The organism is Petrotoga sp. HWHPT.55.6.3 (assembly GCF_002895495.1).
Classification (GTDB): Bacteria; Thermotogota; Thermotogae; order Petrotogales; family Petrotogaceae; genus Petrotoga; species Petrotoga mobilis.
Genome location: NZ_AZRJ01000013.1, coordinates 23,503 through 40,703, shown reverse-complemented (window position 1 = coordinate 40,703; position 17,201 = coordinate 23,503). Strand labels below are relative to the sequence as shown.

Sequence of the window (17,201 nt, the reverse complement as noted above, 5' to 3'; positions counted from 1 at the left end):
TCTCAAGCAAACGCTTTAATCTCAATGACTGATAGGCTTTCCCAAATTATAGGGATGATTAGGCATCTTTCTTTGATTAAACTTCCACTTTTTATATCTTTAATCACCTTTTCTAATTTAACCTCTTGCCTGTAATAATGAACAAGATAAGAAGTAAAAAATTCAGAAAGTTGCTTTTCTACCCTTAAGCTTATAAATTTGTAAAAGTTTTCTTCAAACTTTTTGTCTATATCTTTCCTTTTTAGTTCTTTTATTATTGGAATAGCAAGAGAACTATTTATTTCAAACTCAAGGTTATCTATTATCTTTCTCAATGTATTTGACTTTATTTGCTTTGTTTTTCCAGATAAGAAATCATTCAACGTTCTTTTTGAGATATTTAGTTCTTTAATAGGAATTTGCTCTTTTTCTACTTCTTGTTTTATGAAATCTCTTAAAGTCTTTGTGTTTAAATAATAATTGTTTTCTAAGTTACAAACACAGTGTTTTAGTTGATCGATCGTTTCTTTGCATTGTCTTTTTAAAGTATTGTATCTTTCTTTATCAACCTTTGATAAACACTTTGAGAATATAAAAGCTGTTTCATACATCATTAGATCGTTACTTTCTTTTTGCACTTGAAAGATAGTATCAAATGAATTGAAAACATTAAAGTTATCATCATCAAAATAATAACCAAGATAAAATCCCAATCCTAAGCTAAAGTTTAAAGCGATACTTTTATCTACATCTTTTAACCACCAACTTATATTGTTTAAAGCTTGTACTATTCCAGACGGATGTGGAACATCCTTCAATATCTTAAATGCCTCAATATTTAAACAAGTCGCTTCTTCATATTTTTCTTCATTCTTTTTCTCTCTTGCATCAGCCATGAGGATAAATCCCTTATCAACAGGATTGTTTTCGTATGCTTCACTCCAATGTCTAATCTTTTCCATACTTTTATTGGAATCATAATACAATTCTCGTATGTTTCTTAAAGATTCTACAACGAGTCCTCTAACATATTGAGGAATATCACAAAAGTTATCTCTTAATTCTTTGTATATTACTTCAACTTCTTTGACATCTTTTAACCTTTTTAAAATAATCATTTTTTGTTCTAAAAAAAGATAATACAAGCCACCTTTTGATAATCCTTTTATTCCTTCTTCTATCTTTTCAAGTGCTTCTTCATATTTTGCAGCCCATTTTAATTTCAATACATCAATGTAATTAATAACTTCTTCATGTTGTTTTATTGATTCATTTTTTAAATACTTACTAATATAATTTAAAAACGGTTTTGAAAACTGACCAAAGTTGAGTATTTCTATAATATCTTTTAGATTCATCTCCAATTCCCCCAACCGATATATAATCTTTTAGTTACTGAATCGGTACCTAAAATTTACTTAGGATTGTTTTTCCTATAATGTTAACGTCTTGTAGAAACAACATATTTTTTATTACAAAAATTATTATATCATAACCTTTATCTTTCCTACCATAAAGCAAAAGTAGGAGAAGATAAAATGTAAAAAACGAGAAGTTGTAACATTTATTTTTAGAAATTCAAAAATAACAATCCTTTGTTTATGCATATTCTAGAAGTTGACAAAACACTTGAAAACCATATGGAAAAGTGTATGATAAAAATTAGAATAGAGGAATTTTATTTATCAAAATAAGTTATAGGGGGTGAAGAAAAAAGTGAAGAGACTTATTGTAATATTCTTAATCACTATTTTAGTGTTGGGGGGAATATTTGTTTTTGGAGGTGATAATACAGGAGTGGATGGAACATCTGGATTTAACCCAGGGGAAGTTGTAAGTTATATTGATGAAAGTTGGTAAGTATGTATTTTAAACTTTTGAAAAGTATTGAGAAATGTTTAGAAACTAATGTGTGAATTATTAAAGGAAGAGCAATAATTAGGATTATTAGCCAGCAAATAAGAAACTCGCAGAAAACACAACACAAAGCAATAATGTAGCTTCAGGTAGAAGTCGAAGTGTTTTGAGGGTACTTAAGAAAGTGGCATAGTAAGGGTGGGACAGGCATTCTTAAGAAGTATCCTATTTAACTAATCTCGAGAGCATCTTGATAAAAAAGTTTGGGTACTTGGCGGAATATCAAAGATCTTTGGAAGGAAGGTGGATACCTTGGATTTCATATCATTGCCCAAGGGTTGTGATGTTTCTCCCCTTTGCTGCGGTGATAACGGCAACTGCAAAACGTGTGTGAATGGAGGATGTACGGATTGCTACCCAAACGGTGATTGCCACCCAAACGCTGGTTGTATGTGAGTATAGAGTGTGAGGGAATCTTTCAATATTAGTACGAGGAGGTGAAAAAGATGGAGTTTTTAGAATTGCCAAATAAAGGAAGTGTTACCCCACTATGTTGTGGAGACGATGGAAATTGTGAGCCTTGCTACCCTGACGGGAGTTGCCATAACCCTGTGTGTGGATGCCAGGCAGGTTGTCAAGGGGTTTGTGTATAAGAGCTAATTTTAAAGAGGGGACAACTCAATTGACTGTTGATGTGGAACCTGAGTTTTTCACTTTGTCCCCTCTCCTGATTGAACATACATAACCAGGTATTTTGCAAGTTGATTCAGGAGTAGCTTATTATGGTATGTTCCTTTTGAAGTCAAGAAATCATATGAAGAAAACTCTAAAGGAGGAAAACAAAAATGGAATTTTTGAGTTTACCAAATAAAGGAAGTATTACCCCGCTATGTTGTGGAGACAATCCAGACTGTCAAGGTTGTTATGACCTAGGATGTTTTGATTGCGCGTGCAATCCCAGCTTCGCAGGATGCGACAACAACTTGTGCTACTCTTGTGTATAGTTTAACTCTACTATATATAGTAGAATGTTGACTCTAAAAGTTTTCAAAAAATTGATTGAGATAGTTTGTTAACGCGTAGAATCGATTTTATAAAGTTTGAGGAGGTAGAGAAAGAGTGCCTAAATACAAAGTTTCCAATTACAATGTTATCTTCAAAGATGGGGAGAAAGTTATTTTTGTAAATTTTCTGACAAAAGCTATTGCAAGAGTTGATAAAGAGAAGTACAATATCATAGAAAAGATATTGAACTCACCAAATGAGAATTGGGAAGGAGAATATGCGAAGCTAAGGAATGATCTAGTGTATGGTGGTTATTTAATAGAAGAGAATTTTGACGAAATACAACATTTAAAGATGACGAATTATAAAACGCGGTTTGATTCTTCTGTGGTTTCTCTTACAATAATGCCAACTATGAAATGTAATTTCGATTGTATCTATTGCTACGAATCCCATGAAGGTGCAAGTATGGATAAGGAGACTGCCTCTAATATTGCAAATTACATATCAAAAATTGCTAAGAATAAGCAAGGAATTTCTATAGCGTGGTTTGGTGGAGAGCCTCTTTTAAAATTTGATATCATGAAATATATAAACGAAAAAGCCATAAAAATGTGTGAAGAGTACAAAAATAATTTTTCTTCCTCAATATCTACGAATGGCTATCTTCTAACGCTGGACAAAGCTGTATTATTTGATCAGCTGAAGATAAGAAATGTTCAGATAACACTTGATGGACCTGCTGAATACCACAATAAATATAGACCATTAAGAGGCGGAAAACCTACATTCCAGACGATATTCAATAACATTGAGGGATTTCTTAAATTTACGAAAGAGGCGAGTGTCAACTTAAGGGTAAATGTGGGGCCAGATAATTACAACAAGATACCTAAGCTACTCGATATGTTTGAGACTCTTCCAAAGGATAGAATAAAGGTGTACTTTAGATGGATATTTCAAGGCTCAGAAGTACAGAAGGAAATACATCGTGAAGTTATGAACTTTAGAGGGGAAAATTCTTACGAAAAATTGGCTAAGTTCTATTACTATGCATCTCAAAAAGGATTTGAAACTTTTCTTCCTATTCTTTCTAATCCGATTTATTGTGAATATGACTGTGAATCTTCTATTTTAATAGGGCCTAAAGGCGAAGTTTTCCCTTGTACAGTTGCAGTAAATGAGGGGAACGAGTTTGGAAAAGTAACAAACAATGGCATCGAATATGATAAAACAAAGTACCTTTTATGGTATAAACACGATGCTTTTCAAGATGAAGAATGTAAAAAGTGTGAGTTACTCCCTCAATGTTTTGGAGGATGTAGAAATGCTATAGTGAATTCAGGAGTTAGAGGATGCCCAGAAGAAAAAACTGCTTTAGAATCTTTCGCAAGATTGTGGTATTTCACAAAAGACATGGAAAGAAAGCTGAAAGCGGTGAAAAAAGATGAAAATATCAAGGTATAATCAACTTATAGAAAAAGATAACTATCTCATTTTATTTAATAGCATTTCAAATGCCATTCTATATGTTGAACCAAACAAAGTAAAAGAAGTTAAAGAAGTTCTTGAAAGTGGAAATATAGAAGAAATAAAGCTATCTGATGAAGATATAGAAAAGTTGAAAAAAGGATTATACATTATCCCTGATGAATTTGACGAAATAACATATTTGAAGATGAGGTTAAACAATTACAAATACAGTGATAGATTTTTAAGATATACTATAAGTTTAACTGAAGAATGTAATTTTTCTTGTGTTTATTGCTATCAACAAATGTTGATAACTTTAATGGATAAGAAACCCGCAAAAATAGCAAAAAATATTGTAAACACAATTCTAAATATGACGGAAAAAAGATTTGAAGAAGAACATCCTAAAGTATTGAGCATAACTTTTTATGGAGGAGAGCCGCTTCTTGCACTCGATGAATTAGAAACGTTAAGTAAAGGTTTTGAAGAAATGTGTAAGAAGTTCGAAGTAAAGTATGAAGCGAATGTCGTAACGAACGGTTATTTGTTAACTCATGACATTGTCAATAGACTACTGAACTGTGGAGTAAACTCCGTAATAATAACAATTGATGGAGATAAGACTCTTCATGACAAATATAGAAAGACTAAAAGTGACAAGCCTACTTTTGATAAAATTATGGAAAATATAAACTATGCACAAGATAAGATGTATGTAACCATTAGAACAAATATCTCTAAAAATAGTATAGAAAATGTGAAAAAAATGATAAAGATACTTGCAGAAAAGGGATGGAGAGTTGATTTTGATTTTCAACCAGTTGAGGTAGTGGAAGAACTATCTACGGGATTTAATGATGAGATGCTTACATTGAGAGAATTTGCTAATGTGGAAGTAGAACTATACAAAGAAGTCATCACACTCATACCCGATTATCCATTCAATCCATTTAGAAGATTAAGAATGGCCAGATGTGATGCCTTATGTAAAAATAGTTGTGTAATAGATGTCGATGGGAGTATTTACAAGTGTTGGGGAGAGATAGGAAATAAATTTTCTTCTGTAGGTAAAATAACAAAAGAAGATATAGAATTAAACCATAAATTTGAAAAATGGATAACTTACGAACCGTTCGAAGATCAAAAATGTATGGAATGTCCTGTACTTCCAATGTGTATGGGAGGATGTGTTTTTAATGCAGTAACTGTTGAAAGATTGAGCGCCTCGCCTTGGAAAAAACCTTACGCTTGCATACCTTGGAAATATAATCTAAAAGAAATGGTAAGTTTAGTTGCTGAGCAGAAACTTAGAAAGAAAGCAAGAAAGGAGGAGTAGCTTATGGACTTTTTAAATGAGCCGCAGGTAAATAATAAGATTTATTTCTCACCTTGCGATGGTGAAGAGGGTAAAGATTGTTGCGCTCAAGTGGGGAATTGTAGTCCATGTTATCCCGACGGGGTTTGCTATGAATGCCAAAATCCAAGGGGTAAGCAAAGATTCCCATGGAGTTGTGCGGATAATTAAAGTTGAGAGATTTAGAAATATCCTGAACAGAGAATCTTACCACGATATTCAAGATAAGAAAGACGTTAGAAAATACAAACCAACCTCCCTTAGGATGAAAAGTACTTTCTTTAAATTTAGAGGAAAAAATGATTTATAGAGGGGGAGTAACTTGGAAATATTTAAAGAATCACTGAGAACACTTTTTTCTAACAAATTAAGGACATTTCTTTCAATGCTTGGAATAATAATAGCCATAGGAGCTGTGATGACCATAATAGCCATAGGGGATGGAGCTCGCAAACAAATAAAGGATACCCTAGCCGGTTTAGGAACAAAGATTATAATTATTAATGGTCAAACTTCTCTTTACTCTTCCAATCCAATGACTGTTCAAGATGCAGAAAATATTAAAAATTCAGTGGCATATATTGAATATGCAATAAGTGTTATGGGTGGAGCAAATTTTATAGTCAACAACGGTAAAAAAACTACTAAAATTCATTTACTTGGTACATTCCCAGAATTTTTTAATATGATGAATCTAAAAATCTCCTATGGTAGAGATTTGGAGGAAGACGATATTGACAAATTAAGACCTTGTGCTGTTATTGGATTTAATATAGCAAACGAGTTATTTGGGAGACAAAATGTTATTGGAGAAAAAATAAGGTTAGTTATAAATTCAAGCGCTGGTGGAATTGTGGAAGTTCCATTTGAAATAATAGGAGTTATCGAGAAAACAGGGAGCATAGTTTTTTTCAATGTGGATGATTTAATGATAATACCATATACTGTTGGAGAATATAGAATAATGAACTCTGATTATAGTAGAAAAGCTCCTCAAATAATAGCTTCTTTTATCGATGAAAACACTTCCGACTTAGCAATTGCGGGAGTCGATCTTTATCTTTTTAATAAATTTAAAGATACAAAATATTACAGTATAACAAGTCAAAGTGCGATGTTGGAATCAGCAAATCAAATTGTAGGAATTATTAATGTCATATTAGTAGGGATAGCAGCAATATCGTTAGTTGTTGGTGGAATAGGGATAATGAATATAATGCTTGTTACAGTCAAAGAAAGAACAAGAGAGATAGGTATAAAAATGGCGATAGGAGCAACAAGACAAAGAATACTGCTTGAATTCTTAGTTGAAAGTATAATCTTAACGGTAGTAGCAGGTTTAATAGGAATAATGTTGGGAGGGCTTCTATCAAGTATAATAGCGTTCTTTGGAAGGTCTTTTGGACTAACAGCATTGGTAACATGGAGATCGATACTTTTCTCATTTGGAGTATCTGCAGGAGTTGGATTATTCTTTGGAATATATCCAGCCAATCAGGCTTCCAAATTAAGCCCCGTAGAGGCTTTAAAGTATGAATGAAGGGATGATATTATAGAAACGATAAAAACACAAAACCTAACGAAGGTATTCAAAGTAAAAAAGAAAGAAATAAGAGCCATACAAGATATAAACCTATCCATTCAAAATGGAGATATATTTGTTTTGCTTGGACCAAACGGTGCAGGGAAAACTACTTTCCTAAAAACCATCTCCACTCTCATACTACCAACATATGGAGATGCTTGGGTTAACGGATACAACATCAAAAAAGATGAGTACAAGGTAAGAAAATCGATAGGGTTATCAACAGGATTTGAAAGATCGTTTTATTACAGATTGAATGGTTATCAAAACCTCGAGTTCTTTGGTACTTTGTACGGTATAAAAAGTAAGGACTTAAAAGAAAGGATAAACTTTTTACTCAATCTGTTCAATTTAGAAGACGCCAAAGATTTAAAGTATATGAAATACTCAACTGGTATGAAGAAAAAACTTTCTTTAGCAAGAGCATTATTACATGATCCTGATGTATACATATTCGATGAGCCAACATCTTCTATCGACCCAATAAGTGCAAATGAGATAAGAGACATAATTCTATCTCTCAAGGATAAAAATAAAACTATTATACTTTCCACACACGATATGCATGAAGCAGAACTTCTTGCCGATAGAATAGGTATATTGAACAAAGGGAATATGCTCGCTGTTGATAAAAAAGAAAACTTAAAAAGAGTATTAAAAAAAGAAATAATAAAAGTGAAAGTAGATAAAGCTATCAGTGAAGATTTAATTTCACAAGATGGCATCAAAGAAAAGATAAACCTATTTAGAAGGATAAAAGATAACGAATTTGAAATAGAAGTTGAGAACTCTGCAGAAGTACTTGATCAACTGATAGAAAAACTGAAAAGCCAAGACAGAAAGATACTTACAATAAATGTTGAAATCCCTTCAATAGAAGAAGTATTCATAAACTTTGTGAGGAATGATAAAAAATGAGTTTTTTAAAAAAATTATGGATATTCATTAAAAGAGGGTTCATAACAAATTTCAGTTATAGAACGTACGCAATACTTGGAATAGCAAGTATGCTGATAGGTGTTTTAAGGTTTGGATTCATGGCTAATTTTTTGCAAGAAGGGAACACCTTCCCCCTGCTTGAACCTTACGGTGGAGACTTAATGGCATTTCTAATAACAGGAACGATGTATATGAGTTATGTCTCAGTTGCATTAGATTCTTTTAGAAATTCTATAAGGTCAGAACAAACAATGGGAACACTTGAATATTTATTGATGAGTAACACACCATTGTGGCAACTGTTAATATTCAATGGAATAAATAGTTTCATATGGACTACAATAAATGTAGGAGTTATTTTTTTGTTTCTGGTTTTGATATTCGATATTCAAATGACAATAAATATAATTTTATCGTTATTCATTTTAATACTTTCAATAATATGTATAAGTGGGATAGGTCTTATGAGTGCAGGAGTAATAATGGTAACAAAGATGGGAGATCCAATAAGTTGGATTTTTAGTACACTGTCTGGCCTTGTTAGTGGGGTACTATACCCAATATCCATATTACCAGCATGGTTGAGGAGTTTTTCATATTTTTTGCCGCCCACATATGCTTTAAGTGCATTGAGAAAGTCCTTACTGACAGGGGCCACCTTTGTTGATGTGAAGAACGAGATAATAGTTTTGATCATCATGAGTTTATTGACAATTCCATTGGGATTGTTGTTATTCAGATTTGGTTTCAACAAAGCAAGAGAAACAGGTAGTTTGATAGAGTATTAGATATTATTAAACTCAAAAAGTTGACATTTTTTACAATATGTGTTATAGTTAAATATAACAACAAAACATTGGAGGTGATTGTAAATGTCCAGTTACAATTATTTGTTAAAGCTTGTCTTTGCCGCTGTTTTCGGTATTTCGGCTCTTTTTATACCTTCTCTCTTTTTGAAAATCATTTTTTCGACAGTTGCGATTGTTCTTCTGGCTCTTAACCTGAAAAGTTTTAAAATCTTGTTTGTTATTTTAGCGGTAGTTTTATTTGTGATTCCAGCAAGTATATTTTCTTATTTTATAGACGCGCATATAGATTGGGATAATTTATGGAATAATATTTTCAACTGGGAAGAATTATATAACCAAAACGGTTATAGCTACAATTCTGATACTGAAGAAATCCGACCAGATACCTACATAGAAAGGGCTGAAAATTTACAAATTGAAGGGATAAATTTAGAAATAATTTTTGATGAAACGTCTGAGCAGATTTACATTCCTAGTCAAATTGATCATAGGAGAAATGAAGATACACTAACATTAATATCGAACATTCAAGATCAAAAATATGTCATAGTAATTGGCTCAAAAGTACCCTACAAGAACATAAGAATAAACTCAACAGGTTTGAATGTAGAGGGGAATTTAGAGGTAGAAAATTTTGATTTAAATACCACTGGACTTAATTTCAATACGACGCTTGAAGCGAGTAATCTTTCGATAAATTCAACAGGTTTAAGTCTTGGTGGTAATATACACGTGGGCAACGCTGAAATCAATGCATCAGGGATTAGTTGGCATGGCTTGGTAGATGCCGAAGAGTTAACGCTAAACGGTGCTGGTGTAGAAATTGACCTCTCAGTAACTAACGCAGAACATATCTATATTAACGGCGCAGCATTGACAGGTACCATACAATACATGGATAAATGGGTAGGTACGAGGTATTTATCAATTGAAGGGGCTTATGGTGAAGTAGACATTCTGGAACCTTCGGATAATGAAGGAAGGTTGGACCTTGATACCCAAGGCAGAATTAAGATCAGAAGAAAAAAATTTTGAAAGGGTTGTAAATATGCTGTATGAAGTAGATAAACACAGTGGGATACCATCTTATTTACAAATAATGAATCAGATAAAAAAGGAAATAATTATGGGAAATCTAAAAGAAGGTGATCAATTACCACCTGTTAGGGAATTGAGTACAATTTTCAAAGTCAACATCAACACGATTTTAAAAGCTTTAGATAAGTTAGAAACATCAGGATACATAGAAGCCCAACATGGAATAGGTTTTTTTGTTTCAACGAATATAGACTTGAAAAAAGGCATTGTTGATGAGATTAGAAATTGTGTAGAAAAATTAAAAAAGGAAGACATAGACTTAGAAACTATAAAATTAATTTTGGAGGAGGTTTGGAAGGATGGTCAATTTTCTGAATAAGTTGGAAGTTTACTTTCAAAAGGAGTTTACTGAAAAGAGTGGAAGAATATTTATATTCTCTTTGATCTTTTTATTTTTCATAACCTTTGATATACCGTTTTTAACGTTATTTTTTATATTCCTTTTCCTTACTAACATGATCGGACATGATTTAAGAAACGGAAAGTTCTCCCTTATAATATCCCTTCCTTATTCATACAGAGAGGTATTTTTCTCATCTTATGTACTTTCCCTGCTCTTGATAGTTATACCGAGTTCTATTGGGCTAGCCTTTTTTAACTTTGGAAGTTTGTACTTGTCAATGGCACTGTTAAAGATTTTGAGTGTCATAATATTTGCAACCGCTTATTTTGCTATTATTATAATCTCTGTTACATTAGGTGGAGATACATTTGGGATACCATTTTTGATATTGATTGTTGATGGAATCCTTGGGGCAATTGGTTCCAGTTATGCTGTAAATCCCTATAAATATATTAGTCCATCACATCAAGGGAATGTTTGGGCAAGTTTGATATTTTCTGTGTTTCTTTTACTCTTATCTTTATATCTGTTTGAAAAAAGAGGTGTACAAAAATGATAGTAGAAGTGAAAGACTTAGTTAAAAGTTTCAATTCAAAACCGATATTGAACAAGATCAATTTTAACGTAAATGAGGGTGAAATCTTTTCTCTAATAGGTCCCAATGGTGCAGGTAAAACAACAACTTTGAGATGTCTATACGGGGAGTTGAAACCAAACAATGGTGAGATAAAGCTTTTTTCTGAAAAAATAACTCCTAAGATAAAAGCAAAAGTTTCGGTGATGACAGAAGATAGATTGACATTTTCTAATTTTAAAGGAAGTGATTACCTAAAAATTTGGAGTATGTTGTATCCTAACTTCAACGAGGAAACATTTTCTAATTTTGTTTTACATTACAACCTCGACATAAACCAAAAAGTGGAAAGATATTCCATGGGTATGAAAACATTGTTTTATTTGGCATTGACCATATCCAGTAATGCCGATCTTTTGCTCTTAGACGAACCGACTCAGAACCTTGATCCCGTTATAAGGTCGGAGGCTTTAAAAATTTTAAGAAATTATGCAAATGAAACGAACAAGACGATAATCATATCTTCTCACGAAATATATGAGCTCGAGGAAATATCCTCATCTTTTGCAATTATAAAAGAAGGTAAAATATTATATACAGACGATATGGATTCTGCTAAAGAAAAGCACAGGATGATAAGAAAAGGTGAACCCATTCCAAGTGGTGAAGTTGTTGCTAACTTTGAAGAAGAGGTATTGGTAAAAACTGAAGAAGAGATCGGAAGATTTGCGACATTTAACGAAATTGTTCTGGGATATTTAAGGAGTATCCAGACTTTTACCCCTTTTGAAATTAAAAAATAACGGTTCTTTTTCTTCCTTTTCAAAAAGATAAAAAGAAAGGATGGATGCTTTTCTGACAAGGTATCCCCCATATAATATAATATTTTAGATACTAGTAAAATAAAAGGGGATGAATCTGATGAAAGTCAAAGAAATAATATTTATAGTAGAAGAAGATCCAGAAAGCGGATATAACGCAAGGGCTTTGGGAGAATCAATCTTTACAGAAGGATCTTCCTTGGATGAGCTTAAAGAAAATATTAAAGATGCTATAAAATGTCACTTTGATAAAGAAGAAGATATTCCTGATATTATAAGATTGCATATTTTGAAAGAAGAGACAATCAAATATGCCGAAAGTTCCAAATCATAAATTTCTAAAAATAGGTACGTTAAATAACATATTAAGAGATGTCTCAGAATACTTAAAAATCACGGAAGACCAGCTGGTAGAAGAAATTTTCAAAAAATAAAAAATTGGTTCTCTCCCACAAAGTGTGGATAGAGAAAAATTAAATATGAGCAAATGATTAAATAATCTGATATCATGTAGGAGAAAATAAAATACATAAGCGATATATTAAGCAATTACAAAAACATAGAAAAGTTATTCTTAGAAAAAGTGAGGGTCCATTATGTATTATCTAAAAAGTCAAAGGTAGTGTTAAACTTGAAGTCAAACAAAGTTAACACTACTTTTTTTCTATTTATTAATGTTAGTAGTAAAATTGAGAGAATAAAAAAGAATCTATGTAGGGGGGGTGAATTAAAATGAGTGTTCTGATTAAAAATTGTAGGATTGTGGATGAAGAAAAAGATTTATTTGGGGATTTGTACATTAAAGATGGGAAGATAGATAATTATGGCAAGGATTTGAATTACGATGCATATACTATAGATGCAAAAGGTTTGGTTGTTATGCCGGCTTTTGTGGATATGCATGCGCACTTCAGAGATCCTGGTTATACTTATAAAGAGGATTTACATTCTGGAAGTTTAGCAGCATTGAAAGGCGGATACACATGCGTGAATCTAATGGGTAACACCAATCCTATATGCAGTGATATGAAAGTTGTTAATTACGTGTTGAACAAAGCTAAGGAGTTAAATTTGATCGATATTCACCAAACGGTTTCTATCACAAAGAACTTTGATGGAAAATCTTTAGAGCATTTGGATTATGTAGATGACAATGTGAAATTCATATCCGATGATGGAAAAGGTGTTCAGTCAAATTTGACTATGTATTTAGCGATGATAAAAGCAAAGGAGAAAGGGTTAACTATCATAGCACATGAAGAAGATAATGAAATAGTAACGATAAACACGAGACTTTCCGAAAATTTGATGACTTTTAGAGATATATACCTTGCGAAATTGACAGGGGCTTGGCTTCATTTAGCCCACGTAAGTACAAAAGAGGCAATAGAAGGTATAAGGAAGGCAAAAGGAGAGATACAAAATCTTACCTGCGAAGTTACCCCCCACCACTTAGCCTTATACAATTATGATTACAAAGTTAATCCTCCAATAAGAGAAAAAGAAGATGTTTTGGAAATAATCAAGGGAATAAAGGATGGGACTGTAGATATTATAGCAACTGATCACGCCCCACATTCTATGCAAGACAAAGAAAAAGGCGCACCTGGTATCTCGGGGTTAGAAACTGCTTTCCCCGTTTGTTATACGAAGTTGGTAAAAAATGAAGAAATTTCACTGAATCGCTTATCTCAACTTATGTCTTCAAAACCAGCACAAATGTTAGGGGTTAAAAAAGGAAAAATACAAACAGGATACGATGGGGATGTAGTTATTGTAGATTTAGAAAAAAAGGTTAAAATCAACAAAGACGAATTTTTATCCAAAGGCAAAAATACACCTTTTGATGGGATGGAATTTTATGGAGAAGTTATAGCAACAATTCGAAAGGGAGAGATCAAATACAAAAAGGGGAGTGTCAAATTTGATAATAGATAGATTATTCAACGAGGTTGAAAAAAACGGGAATGTTTGTGTCGGATTGGATACACATTTGGATTATATACCGGTTAACTTAAAAGAAAAGTATCAAGATATTGATGAAGTTTTGTTCAAATTCAACAAAGAGATAATAGACAAAACATGTGATTTAGTACCGGTATATAAATTACAAATAGCATATTATGAAGCATACGGCATAAAAGGCCTTTTAGGGTATAAAAAAACGATAGAATATTTAAGAAGTATAAAAAAGATAACGATTGGGGATATAAAACGAGGTGATATTTCATCCACCGCTCAGATGTACGCTAAAGCCCATTTCGAAGGAGAGTTTGAGGTTGATTTTATAACGCTAAATCCATACCTTGGTTTTGATACCTTAACACCTTATCTTAAATACATTGAAAGTGGAGAAAAAGGAGTCTTCGTACTTGTTAGAACATCGAATCCAGGAGCCAAAGACATACAATATTTGAAAGTATCTCCAAAAGACCAATATCTTTATTACGTTGTGGGAGACAAACTCGATGAAATAGGGTCTAAGTACCGTGGGAGTTGTGGTTACAGTTCAATTGGGGCGGTTGTAGGCGGAACACATGTTGATGAAGCGAAAGAAATTAGAAATAGATACAAAAATATGTTCTTTTTGATCCCTGGATACGGTCATCAAGGGGCAACTGGAAAAGACGTTTCTCTTTATTTAAACAACGGTAATGGTGGCGTTATCAACTCTTCAAGGGGGATAATTACCGCTTATAAAAATTACGAGGATGGGGGCCAAAGATTTGCAGATTACGCCAGAAAAGCGGTACTTGACATGAGGGAGGATATTCAAAGTGAAAGAGGGGTATAGGGAAGTAGATATTTCCTCTAATACTGAAATCGCAAAAGACATATTCGAGTTGAAAGTTCAAATAGAATCCAACGACAGTTTGGGTGATCCTGGACAGTTTTATATGTTTCGTAGTTGGGATTTTGATCCTCTTTTGTCTAGACCTTTTAGTATATGCAATATAGAAGGAAACGTTGTGACTTTCTTGTACAAAATTGTTGGACGAGGAACAAATTACCTATCCAAACTGAAACCAAAAGATAAGTTAAAGGTTTTGGGTCCCTTGGGGAACGGTTTTAATTTGAATGTAAATGGAAAAGCTGCTTTAATTTCCGGTGGTATCGGTATACCTCCAATGATTTATTTGGCAAAAAAGTTGAGTGCAGAGATAGATTTTTATGCTGGATTTACAAATGAAGTTTATTATATGGATTACGTACACAAGTATGTGGATAAGATCTATATAACGACCGAAGATGGTTCTACAGGTCAAAAAGGTTTCATAACGGATATCTTCAAACCAGAAAAATATGATGTTGTTTTCACTTGTGGCCCTTCTCCCATGATGAAAAAAGTAGTTGAAAAATGTGAAAATAAGATTCCTGTTTTTGCCTCTATGGAAAGTATCATGGCCTGTGGTATGGGAGCATGCTTGGGATGCAGTATAAAGACAAAATCTGGGATGAAAAGGGTATGTAAAGAGGGGCCTGTTTTTAAGGGAGAGGAGGTATTTTTTGATGATTGATACCAAAGTAAACATCGCTGGGGTAGAGTTTAAAAATCCTGTAATAGCCGCTTCTGGGACTTTTGGTTTTGGTAGAGAGTTTTCAGAATACTTTCCCATCTCTAAATTAGGTGGATTATCCACCAAAGGGCTAACTTTAAGACAAAGAGAAGGAAATAAAGGTGTACGGATTCATGAAACCACAGGCGGAATAATGAACAGTATTGGCTTACAAAATCCCGGCATAGATGCATTTATTGAAGAAGAGATCCCTTTCCTAAACAGTCAAGATACGGTGATAATTGCCAATGTTAGTGGAAATACGATCGAAGAATACGTTATTTCTGTTGAAAAACTGAATCAAACCAAAATAGATATGATAGAGTTGAACATTTCTTGCCCCAACGTAAAAGAAGGAGGCATTTCTTTTGGTACCAAGGCAGAAATAGCTAACAACGTTGTAACACAAGTTAGGAAAGTTTGCAAAAAGCCCCTCATAGTAAAATTATCTCCAAGTGCTGAAAATATAGTTGAAATGGCTGAAAGTTGTGTTGAAGCAGGAGCGGACGCACTATCACTTGTAAACACTTTTCCTGCCTTAGCGATAGATATAAGCAAGAAAAAAGCCATCTTCGATAATATAACTGCGGGTCTATCTGGACCTTGTATCAAACCTATTGCCTTAAGAATGGTGTATGAAGTTTCAAAAGCTGTTGATGTTCCTGTTATAGGTCTTGGCGGAATTATGGATTATAAAGATGCTATTGAATTCATAATGGCAGGTGCGTGGGCTGTGCAAGTAGGTACCGCTAATTTTATCAATCCCAAGGCTTGTGTTGAAATCATTGAGGGTATAGAAGAATACATGAAAAAAGCAAGAATTTCAACTTTAGAGGAAATAAGGGGGATCATTTAGTATTTTAAAATAAATTGAAACTTAACTAATTATGGAGATTCTGGTTTAAACTTTAAGTGTTGTTTAAGGTACTGTTTTTTGTAGAATTTTTCTTGACTTAAAGTTGACTAATATGGTAGAATTTAAAAGTAAGATATATAAAAAAAGATATCAGATTAGAAGGAGGAAAAGTGATGTCAGCTCTTTTAGAAATACAGGATTTAAAGGCAAAAGTTAGAGATGAAGATGTCGAAATATTAAAAGGCGTTAACTTAACTATAAATAAGGGTGAGATACACGCGTTAATGGGTCCAAATGGGTCTGGAAAGTCTACATTGGCCCATGTTATTATGGGAAATCCAAAGTACCAAGTTACCTCAGGAGATATCTTATTCGAAGGGCAATCCATTTTAGATCTTTCTACAGATGAAAGGGCTAAACTAGGTTTGTTTATGTCTTTTCAGACTCCTGAAGAGGTTGAAGGTATAAAAATGAGACAATTTTTGATTAATTCTTTCAGAAACATTCATAAAGAAGATAAAATTACACTATTGGAATTGAATAAAGTAATTTCCGAGTTATCTCAAAATTTAGATCTCAACGGAGAATTTCTGGAGAGATATATCAATACAGGGTTTTCTGGTGGTGAAAAGAAAAAAAGCGAAATACTACAAATGGGTTTTCTTAAACCAAAATTGAGTATATTAGATGAGATAGATTCCGGTTTAGATATTGATGCCTTGAGGATAGTGGCAGAAAACATCAACAGAGTAAAAACTGAAGATATGGGCATATTACTGATTACCCACTATCAAAGAATCTTGAACTTTGTTATTCCAGATTACGTGCATATATATATAGATGGGAAGATAGTTAAAACGGGATCAGAAGAATTAGCCAAAGAAATAGAGGAAAACGGTTACTCAACGCTAGAGCAAGAGATGGGAATAACTATTTCCGAGAGGTGAAATT

At 33.0% G+C, this 17,201-nt stretch carries 19 protein-coding genes; 18 read left to right on the top strand and 1 reads right to left on the bottom strand.

What is annotated here, in order from left to right; all coding sequences use genetic code 11:
• Positions 1–2: 2 nt before the first annotated feature.
• Positions 3–1,337 carry a hypothetical protein gene (locus tag X926_RS04855; RefSeq protein WP_233186683.1) on the bottom strand — a complete coding sequence of 445 codons (1,335 nt, stop codon included), beginning with the start codon at positions 1,335–1,337 and terminating at the stop codon, positions 3–5.
• Positions 1,338–1,695: 358 nt separating this feature from the next.
• Between X926_RS04855 and X926_RS10135 the strand changes: the two genes are divergently transcribed.
• From X926_RS10135 to sufC, 18 genes are all read left to right on the top strand, one after another.
• Positions 1,696–1,839: a hypothetical protein gene (locus X926_RS10135; protein ID WP_158245197.1), complete on the top strand. Its 144-nt coding sequence runs from the start codon at positions 1,696–1,698 to the stop codon at positions 1,837–1,839.
• Positions 1,840–2,342: 503 nt separating this feature from the next.
• Complete coding sequence (locus X926_RS10130) at positions 2,343–2,489, top strand: hypothetical protein (RefSeq protein WP_158245196.1); 147 nt, start codon at positions 2,343–2,345, stop codon at positions 2,487–2,489.
• A 466-nt stretch (positions 2,490–2,955) separates the two neighbouring features.
• Positions 2,956–4,308, top strand: a complete 1,353-nt coding sequence (locus X926_RS04850; RefSeq protein WP_103065244.1) for a radical SAM protein — start codon at positions 2,956–2,958, stop codon at positions 4,306–4,308.
• Complete coding sequence (locus X926_RS04845; RefSeq protein ID WP_103065243.1) at positions 4,289–5,650, top strand: radical SAM protein; 1,362 nt, start codon at positions 4,289–4,291, stop codon at positions 5,648–5,650. Before X926_RS04850 ends, X926_RS04845 begins: the two co-directional genes overlap by 20 nt.
• Before the next feature lie 130 nt (positions 5,651–5,780).
• Positions 5,781–5,978: a hypothetical protein gene (locus X926_RS04840; RefSeq protein WP_103065242.1), complete on the top strand. Its 198-nt coding sequence runs from the start codon at positions 5,781–5,783 to the stop codon at positions 5,976–5,978.
• Positions 5,979–5,990: 12 nt separating this feature from the next.
• Entirely contained in the window at positions 5,991–7,208 is a 1,218-nt protein-coding gene (locus X926_RS04835; RefSeq protein WP_103065241.1) for an ABC transporter permease, read from the top strand.
• A 9-nt stretch (positions 7,209–7,217) separates the two neighbouring features.
• Positions 7,218–8,171, top strand: coding sequence for an ATP-binding cassette domain-containing protein (locus tag X926_RS04830; RefSeq protein WP_369973677.1), 954 nt, complete (start codon positions 7,218–7,220; stop codon positions 8,169–8,171).
• Entirely contained in the window at positions 8,168–8,980 is an 813-nt protein-coding gene (locus X926_RS04825) for an ABC transporter permease (protein WP_103065239.1), read from the top strand. The genes X926_RS04830 and X926_RS04825 overlap by 4 nt, the downstream gene beginning before the upstream one ends.
• Positions 8,981–9,064: 84 nt before the next feature.
• Positions 9,065–10,036 (top strand): hypothetical protein, encoded by a 972-nt coding sequence (locus X926_RS04820; protein ID WP_103065238.1) that lies wholly within the window; start codon positions 9,065–9,067, stop codon positions 10,034–10,036.
• 13 nt (positions 10,037–10,049) lie between these two features.
• A complete protein-coding gene (locus X926_RS04815) occupies positions 10,050–10,418 on the top strand; it encodes a GntR family transcriptional regulator (RefSeq protein WP_012208498.1) in 369 nt (122 codons plus the stop codon).
• Positions 10,399–10,998, top strand: coding sequence for an ABC-2 transporter permease (locus X926_RS04810; RefSeq protein WP_103065237.1), 600 nt, complete (start codon positions 10,399–10,401; stop codon positions 10,996–10,998). Before X926_RS04815 ends, X926_RS04810 begins: the two co-directional genes overlap by 20 nt.
• Positions 10,995–11,819, top strand: coding sequence for an ABC transporter ATP-binding protein (locus X926_RS04805; RefSeq protein WP_012208496.1), 825 nt, complete (start codon positions 10,995–10,997; stop codon positions 11,817–11,819). The genes X926_RS04810 and X926_RS04805 overlap by 4 nt, the downstream gene beginning before the upstream one ends.
• Before the next feature lie 118 nt (positions 11,820–11,937).
• Positions 11,938–12,171: a 2-oxoisovalerate dehydrogenase gene (locus tag X926_RS04800; protein WP_103065236.1), complete on the top strand. Its 234-nt coding sequence runs from the start codon at positions 11,938–11,940 to the stop codon at positions 12,169–12,171.
• A 398-nt stretch (positions 12,172–12,569) separates the two neighbouring features.
• Positions 12,570–13,775, top strand: coding sequence for a dihydroorotase (locus X926_RS04795; protein ID WP_103065235.1), 1,206 nt, complete (start codon positions 12,570–12,572; stop codon positions 13,773–13,775).
• A complete protein-coding gene (pyrF, locus tag X926_RS04790) occupies positions 13,762–14,631 on the top strand; it encodes an orotidine-5'-phosphate decarboxylase (RefSeq protein ID WP_103065234.1) in 870 nt (289 codons plus the stop codon). The genes X926_RS04795 and pyrF overlap by 14 nt, the downstream gene beginning before the upstream one ends.
• Positions 14,615–15,355 carry a dihydroorotate dehydrogenase electron transfer subunit gene (locus X926_RS04785; RefSeq protein WP_103065233.1) on the top strand — a complete coding sequence of 247 codons (741 nt, stop codon included), beginning with the start codon at positions 14,615–14,617 and terminating at the stop codon, positions 15,353–15,355. The genes pyrF and X926_RS04785 overlap by 17 nt, the downstream gene beginning before the upstream one ends.
• The gene (locus tag X926_RS04780; protein ID WP_103065232.1) at positions 15,348–16,250 is read left to right on the top strand and encodes a dihydroorotate dehydrogenase; all 903 of its coding nucleotides are present in this window, start codon (positions 15,348–15,350) and stop codon (positions 16,248–16,250) included. Before X926_RS04785 ends, X926_RS04780 begins: the two co-directional genes overlap by 8 nt.
• Positions 16,251–16,423: 173 nt before the next feature.
• Positions 16,424–17,197 carry a Fe-S cluster assembly ATPase SufC gene (gene sufC, locus X926_RS04775; protein WP_103065231.1) on the top strand — a complete coding sequence of 258 codons (774 nt, stop codon included), beginning with the start codon at positions 16,424–16,426 and terminating at the stop codon, positions 17,195–17,197.
• The last annotated feature ends 4 nt before the right edge of the window (positions 17,198–17,201 follow it).

Bases quoted from the DNA above. Each gene is read 5' to 3' on its own strand.
- X926_RS10130 (WP_158245196.1), top strand. From the start codon at position 2,343: ATGGAGTTTTTAGAATTGCCAAATAAAGGAAGTGTTACCCCACTATGT.
- X926_RS04805 (WP_012208496.1), top strand. From the start codon at position 10,995: ATGATAGTAGAAGTGAAAGACTTAGTTAAAAGTTTCAATTCAAAACCG.
- X926_RS04800 (WP_103065236.1), top strand. From the start codon at position 11,938: ATGAAAGTCAAAGAAATAATATTTATAGTAGAAGAAGATCCAGAAAGC.
- X926_RS04780 (WP_103065232.1), top strand. From the start codon at position 15,348: ATGATTGATACCAAAGTAAACATCGCTGGGGTAGAGTTTAAAAATCCT.
- X926_RS04845 (WP_103065243.1), top strand. From the start codon at position 4,289: ATGAAAATATCAAGGTATAATCAACTTATAGAAAAAGATAACTATCTC.
- X926_RS04855 (WP_233186683.1), bottom strand. From the start codon at position 1,337: ATGAATCTAAAAGATATTATAGAAATACTCAACTTTGGTCAGTTTTCA.
- X926_RS04810 (WP_103065237.1), top strand. From the start codon at position 10,399: ATGGTCAATTTTCTGAATAAGTTGGAAGTTTACTTTCAAAAGGAGTTT.
- X926_RS04815 (WP_012208498.1), top strand. From the start codon at position 10,050: ATGCTGTATGAAGTAGATAAACACAGTGGGATACCATCTTATTTACAA.
- X926_RS04820 (WP_103065238.1), top strand. From the start codon at position 9,065: ATGTCCAGTTACAATTATTTGTTAAAGCTTGTCTTTGCCGCTGTTTTC.
- X926_RS04795 (WP_103065235.1), top strand. From the start codon at position 12,570: ATGAGTGTTCTGATTAAAAATTGTAGGATTGTGGATGAAGAAAAAGAT.
- sufC (WP_103065231.1), top strand. From the start codon at position 16,424: ATGTCAGCTCTTTTAGAAATACAGGATTTAAAGGCAAAAGTTAGAGAT.
- X926_RS04825 (WP_103065239.1), top strand. From the start codon at position 8,168: ATGAGTTTTTTAAAAAAATTATGGATATTCATTAAAAGAGGGTTCATA.
- X926_RS04840 (WP_103065242.1), top strand. From the start codon at position 5,781: ATGAATGCCAAAATCCAAGGGGTAAGCAAAGATTCCCATGGAGTTGTG.